The sequence below is a fragment of the Nonomuraea basaltis genome (genome assembly GCF_005893125.1).
Taxonomy (GTDB): domain Bacteria; phylum Actinomycetota; class Actinomycetes; order Streptosporangiales; family Streptosporangiaceae; genus Nonomuraea; species Nonomuraea basaltis.
Window position 1 is genome coordinate 1 of record NZ_VCJS01000415.1, and the last position, 5,704, is coordinate 5,704.

The 5,704-nt window shown below is 68.6% G+C and carries 7 protein-coding genes; 3 read left to right on the top strand and 4 right to left on the bottom strand.

Going from position 1 to position 5,704, the window contains the following annotated elements; translation table 11 throughout:
• The 4 genes from EJK15_RS67170 to EJK15_RS67185 form a co-directional block, all read right to left on the bottom strand.
• A partial coding sequence (locus tag EJK15_RS67170; protein WP_138720578.1) for a cation transporter occupies positions 1–342 on the bottom strand: 342 nt, incomplete at its 3' end.
• Positions 343–363: 21 nt separating this feature from the next.
• Positions 364–1,332 (bottom strand): hypothetical protein, encoded by a 969-nt coding sequence (locus tag EJK15_RS67175; protein ID WP_138720579.1) that lies wholly within the window; start codon positions 1,330–1,332, stop codon positions 364–366.
• On the bottom strand, positions 1,329–1,541 hold the full coding sequence (locus EJK15_RS67180) for a heavy-metal-associated domain-containing protein (protein ID WP_138720580.1): 213 nt from the start codon (positions 1,539–1,541) through the stop codon (positions 1,329–1,331). The genes EJK15_RS67175 and EJK15_RS67180 overlap by 4 nt, the downstream gene beginning before the upstream one ends.
• A 28-nt stretch (positions 1,542–1,569) precedes the next feature.
• Positions 1,570–1,851: a metal-sensitive transcriptional regulator gene (locus EJK15_RS67185; RefSeq protein ID WP_138720581.1), complete on the bottom strand. Its 282-nt coding sequence runs from the start codon at positions 1,849–1,851 to the stop codon at positions 1,570–1,572.
• Positions 1,852–2,222: 371 nt separating this feature from the next.
• Between EJK15_RS67185 and EJK15_RS67190 the strand changes: the two genes are divergently transcribed.
• From EJK15_RS67190 to EJK15_RS77010, 3 genes are all read left to right on the top strand, one after another.
• The gene (locus EJK15_RS67190; RefSeq protein WP_171075398.1) at positions 2,223–3,392 is read left to right on the top strand and encodes an indoleamine 2,3-dioxygenase; all 1,170 of its coding nucleotides are present in this window, start codon (positions 2,223–2,225) and stop codon (positions 3,390–3,392) included.
• Positions 3,389–4,270 (top strand): alpha/beta hydrolase, encoded by an 882-nt coding sequence (locus tag EJK15_RS67195; protein WP_138720583.1) that lies wholly within the window; start codon positions 3,389–3,391, stop codon positions 4,268–4,270. Before EJK15_RS67190 ends, EJK15_RS67195 begins: the two co-directional genes overlap by 4 nt.
• A 251-nt stretch (positions 4,271–4,521) precedes the next feature.
• A partial coding sequence (locus EJK15_RS77010) for a serine/threonine protein kinase (protein WP_171075399.1) occupies positions 4,522–5,704 on the top strand: 1,183 nt, incomplete at its 3' end.

Consider the following 5,704-nt stretch of genomic DNA (forward strand, 5'->3'; position numbering starts at 1 on the left):
CATCGCCATCGCGATCACCGGCACGGCCAGCACCACAGACGTGATCAAGCGTTGGCGCAGCGGCCGGAGCTCGTCCCCGGGCTCCTGCCCGCCCGTTTCCCCCTTCGGCGGGGCGGGCAGGGCGGCGCTGTAGCCGGCCTTCTCCACCTCACTGATCAAGTCCTGCGGATCAACACCCTCGGGAAAGGTGACCTTCGCCTTCTCCGTCGCATAGTTGACCGTCGCGCTCACACCATCCATCTTGTTCAGCTTGCGCTCGATCCGGTTCGCGCAGGACGCGCACGTCATACCGCCGATCGAGAGCTCGACCGCGTTCTGCCGGTCATCGGTGACCGAGGACATCAGCGTTCTCCTTTCTCTCGCTCAGTGGCTGTGCTCGCCGTGGGACGGGCCGGCGCTCGGCTCGGCTGTGGGCTTGGGCCGCCCGGCCCCTGCCCGGGCGGTGAAGTCCGCGGTGCGGACCTTGCCCCCGTGCTGGAAGTCCAGGAACAGCCGGTAGTCGCCGCCGCTGGGCACCTCGGCGTAGAAGACGATCTCGGGCCCGGCCTTGGTGGTGCCGTCGCCCGGCGCGCCGTCAGGGTGCACGTGCAGATAGGCCAGGTCACCGGCGCGCAGGGCCACCAGGTGACCGTACGCGCCCAGGTACGGCTGCAGGTCAGTCACCGGCTTGCCGTCCTTGCTCACACTCAGCGTCAGCTTGCTCGACTGGCCGGGCACCAGGTCGCCCGTCAGGGAGACCGTGTAGCCGTCCACCTTCGCCGTACGGCTGACCTCGGACAGGGCCTTGGGCGCGTAGTCACCGGCGACCAGCAGGTCCGTGCCAAGCGTCAGGCCGCTGCCCCCAGCCGGGACGAAGTCGGCGAAGGCTCGATAGGCACCCGGGTCGTCCAGCGTCAGCTTCACCGACCACACACCGTCACCGGCCTCGACCGGGTGCACGTGCTGGAACGTGGCCAGATCCCGCGAGACCACGATGAAGTGCAGCTTCTTGTCGTGCTCGACCTGATAGTCGGTCACCGGCTTGCCATCGGGCCCCGTCACGGTGAAGCGGAAATCGGTGGGCTCGCCGGCTTTGATGGTGGTCAGTGGGTTGAGGGTGTAACCGTTGTCGGACACTTGGAGCCCCCCAGGGGTATCGCTCTTCGCCGGCGCCGTGGCGGCGTGCTCATCGCCGTGCTCCGCGACCGGTTCAGTCTGCGGGACCATTGCGCTGTGATCCTCGGCCGGTGCCGGGGTGGCGGTCGGACCGACTACTCGCCCCGCGCCCAGGGCACCGCCGAAGACGACGGCCACCCCCAGGACGTAGGCGCCAAGCTTGGTTGCCGCGTTCATACCTGAATCGCCACCTCATACCCGGCTTCCTCGACAGCGGCAACGATCTTCGCCGCGTCGACCGGGCTGTCGCTCTCAACGGTCAGCAGGCCGCTCGCCAGATCCACTTCCACAGTGGTGACACCCGCGACCTCGCCGACTTCCTCCTTCACCGAACTCACGCAGTGGCCACAGGTCATGCCCTTGACGGTGTAGGTAGCGGTAGCCATGTCAATCAACCCTTTCCAGTGGTGTTCGTCAGGAGCGGACGAGCCGCGCGATGGCGTCGGAGGCCTCTTTGACCTTGGCCTGAGCCTCAGGGCCGCCCTTGGCGGCGGCTTCGGCCACGCACTGCGCCAGGTGATCTTCGAGTAGGGAGATGGCGACGGACTGCAGAGCGCTCGTGGCCGCCGACACCTGAGTGAGGACGTCGATGCAGTATTTGTCGCCCTCGACCATCCGCTGCAGGCCGCGCACCTGCCCCTCGATCCGGTGCAGCCGCCGCAGCTGGTCCTGCTTGTTGTCGCTGTATCCCACCATGTCTCCCCCTCCGATCTCCTTGAACGTACCATACCCCCCTACCGTATTCAATCCGCGAGACGGCCGCTTGAAATCCGGCGTCGCCTGAGCAGCACAGAGAGCGTGTGTACATACGATCTCCCTGGGGAGCTTCAGCTGGGGTGCCAGCGTTCCGGCTCTCGGGAATCGTCGAAGGGGGGAGCTCGGCGACGCCCCTGATGGTTCGGGGCGGGGCCTATCGGCAGACGTCCCGGACCGCACACCGTCATCGGCGTCTTCGAGTAGCCGCTCAGTGTCCCCGCCCAAAGAGAGGACGTCGTCTTCGTGTCGCAGTCCCAATGCCGCGGCTCGCCCCGAAGGCATCCTCTTGGAGCAGACAAGGAGGAAGTCCAGTGATCCCTGAGACGACGCACACCCGCGCACCCGGACCGCGGGTCGCCTCGCCAGGCGAGTACGCCATCGATGTGAGCCGCGGATTCGTGCCCGCCGAAGACCCGGTGGACGCGTTGCCGGCGTACTACCGCCCCTGGGAGCAGGTCGGACGGAACATCGCGGCCCTGATCATGACAGGGCGCATCCGTCCCGAGATCGAGTCGATGCCCGCACTCGCGCTGGACAGGCTGGAGTCCTGCGGCGAGCAGGAACGGGCCATGCTGCTGCTGTCCTGCCTCGCGAACGCGTATGTGTGGGGCCATGGCACACCTGCGCGCACGCTCCCGGCCCCGGTGGCACGCCCTCTTCATGACCTCGCCCAATTGCTGGACCGGGCGCCGATCGTCGCCCATGCCTCAATCGTCCTGAACAACTGGCGGCGCATCGATGAAACAGAGCCGCTGAGCATGTCCAACATCGACACGCAGCTGACGTTCCTCGGCGGTGTGGACGAGAAGTGGTTCTACCTCGCGACCGTGGGGGTCGAACTGGCCGGGGCAGACGGGTTGCCCCTCCTCATGCAGGCCCAGCACGCCGCGGCGGCCGAAGACCACACCGGGCTCATCGAGGCGCTGCTCGGCGTCCGGAAGGTGCTCGGCCGCGTGGTCGACGCGTTCCTCAACGTCGAGCGTTGGTGTGACCACTACGTCTTCTACCACCGGATCAGGCCGTTCCTCATGGGCTGGTCCGCGCCGGGACTGCGGTTCGAAGGCGTGGATCGTGAACCTCTGGTGCTGGCCGGCGGCAGCGCCGCCCAGAGCTCCCTCATCCAGGCCTTCGACGCCGGACTCGACATCCAGCATCGCGACGAGCTGACCGCGGGCTTCCTGACCGGCATGCGCGCGTACATGCCCGGGCCGCACCGCCGCTTTCTCGAGGATCTGGAGGCCGGCCCTTCGGTCCGCGACTTCGTCGCACGGCACCGCGGCACCCGCCCCCAGCTGGCCGAGGCGTACAACGCGGCCGTAGACGGCCTGGCTCAGCTCAGGTCCCAGCACATCGGCATCACCGGGCGCTACATCAAACGGTTCGAGCACGGCGAGGAGACTGCCAAAGGGACCGGCGGCAGTGACTTCATCGGTTTCCTGAAGAGGTCGCGCGAGGAGACCGTCGAACGGCTGCTGCCATGACGGTGTATGTGTACCGGAACTACGACCAGGAGCAATTGGACGCTCAGTATTCCCCGAGCAGCCTGGTGGGCGACATCCAGCCGTTCCTGGACGACTATGCCGAGCGCAGCCGCCTGGCCCGAGACGAGCTGGCCGGCACCACCCACCGAGACCTGCGTTTCGGGCAGGGGCCGGATGACCGGCTGGATGTCTATGGCCCGTCGGGAACGGACGCGGAAAGCCGTCCCGCCCTGTTCTTCGTCCATGGCGGATACTGGCAGGAACTGTCCAAAGAGGACAGTGCCTTCCCGGCTCCAGCCGTTGTCGGGGCGGGCGCCCTCTACGCCACGCCGGAATACACCCTGGCCCCGCGCGCCAGCCTCTCCGAAATCGTCGACCAGGTGCGCAGCGCATTCGCCTGGTTGTGGCACCACGCGGCCGAATACCGCATCGACCCTGAGCGGATCGTGGTTTCCGGATCCTCCGCGGGCGCTCATCTGGCGGCCATGTTGCTCGCCACCCCCTGGCGGCAGTGGGGGCTGCCGGCCGCGCCCATCGCGGGAGCGGTGCTGCTGGGTGGGATCTACGACCTGACTCCGGTGCAGCGCACCTACGTGAACGAGGTCGTCGGCATCGACCCCGGTGAAGCCCGCGACTGCAGCCCGATGTTCCTGTCCGGCGCACGTTGCCCCGTGGTCATCGCCTGGGGGGAACACGAGACGGACGAGTTCAAGCGGCAGTCGTCCACGTTCGCGGCGCATCTGCGGGGGCGCGGCTGCCAGGTGACCGCGTTCGAGCAGCCTGGGCGCAACCACTTCGATTCGCCGACGGAGCTCGCCATGCCATCCACACGAATCCACGCCGAGACCCGCCGCCTTCTGGGACTGCCACCCATCTGATCACAGACCCACCCGGTTTGACCGGTGACCACCACCGCGTCGCGACGGCCGGCTCTCGCAGGCCGGTCCGTTGATCGCGATCTGGGTGTTCGCGCCGACGGAGCGGCGCCGCGGCCGGCATCACGGCTCTTCGGGCGGCTCTGATGCTAATTGACGGTTAATTGTCAGATGTGCGACCGAAACCTCTGATGTGTATGGGGCATATTTGGTTAAATATCCTTCGATCATGACGCAATCCTGAAAGGACGGTCATGGTGGAGAAGGACTCCCCCCAGCCTGACCCCGAGCGGATCGGCGGCCACCAGATCGTGGGCTGCCTGGGTGAGGGTCCGCGTGGCGTCGTCCACCTGGGCCGGAAGTCCGAGGACGCGCCTCAGGTGGTCATCAAGACGCTGACCGTCGACCCGGCCGCCGACCCCGACTTCGTGGCCAGGCTCAAGAGCGTCACACGGGTGTCCAGCTCGTACGTGGCCCGCACCCTCGACGCCGGAGCCGAGAACGGCCTGTCGTACGTGGTCAGGGAGCATGTCGAGGGCCGCTCGCTGGCCGAGGCCGTCGCGGCGGACGGCCCCCTGACCGGCGACGCGCTGGAGCGGGTCGCGGTGGGCATGCTGACCGCACTGACCGCCGTTCACCTGGCCGGGTTCGCGCACCGCGGTCTCACGCCGTCGAACGTGATCCTCACCGCCGAGGGACCGTGCGTCACCGACATCGAGCTGGGCGACCCTGTCGGCGAGCTCGGCTACCGGGCACCCGAGCAGCTCAACGGGCTGCAGTACGGCCCGTACGCCGACGTCTTCGCCTGGGCCGCGACCGTGGTGTTCGCCGCCACCGGGGCCGCGCCGTTCGGGCACGACGCCGAGCAGCTGCTGAACGGGGAGCCCGAGGTCGGCGAGTTGCCCGAGCCGCTGCGCCAGGTGGTGCTGGCCGCGCTCACCAAGGATGTGGCGGGGCGGCCGACGACGTACACGGCGCTGCTGCGGCTGCTGGGGGACGTCAACGCGCCCATGCCGGCGCCGCCGATCGCGGGCGTCCCCTCACCGCCGCCGGTCGCCGGGCAGCAGCCTGGGCCGGTTGCGCCGCCCGCGATCCAGCCGATCCAGCTGTCGATCGGGGCCGTCCAGACCCCCCAGATGCCGCCGCCCCAGCCCCCTATGGCCGCACAAGGCCCGATGGACCAGCACCCCATGCAGCCCGTCCCTGGCCAGGTCGTCCCCGGCCTGGCCGGCCCAGGGCAGCCCGGCCCCATGGACCAGGCCCCGATCGGGTCTGGTCCGATGGCATCTGGTCCGGTCGATCAGGGCCCCGTCGCGCACGGTGCGACCGTGCCGGGCCCGATGGAGCAGGGCCCGATGGAGCAGGGCCCGATGGAGCAGGGCCCGATGGAGCACGGTCAGATGGGCCAAGGGCCCACGCCCCCGGTCTGGGGACCCC

Excerpts from the sequence above, each read along its gene's own strand:
- EJK15_RS67185 (WP_138720581.1), bottom strand. The coding sequence starts at position 1,851 with ATGGTGGGATACAGCGACAACAAGCAGGACCAGCTGCGGCGGCTGCAC.
- EJK15_RS67180 (WP_138720580.1), bottom strand. The coding sequence starts at position 1,541 with ATGGCTACCGCTACCTACACCGTCAAGGGCATGACCTGTGGCCACTGC.
- EJK15_RS67195 (WP_138720583.1), top strand. The coding sequence starts at position 3,389 with ATGACGGTGTATGTGTACCGGAACTACGACCAGGAGCAATTGGACGCT.
- EJK15_RS67175 (WP_138720579.1), bottom strand. The coding sequence starts at position 1,332 with ATGAACGCGGCAACCAAGCTTGGCGCCTACGTCCTGGGGGTGGCCGTC.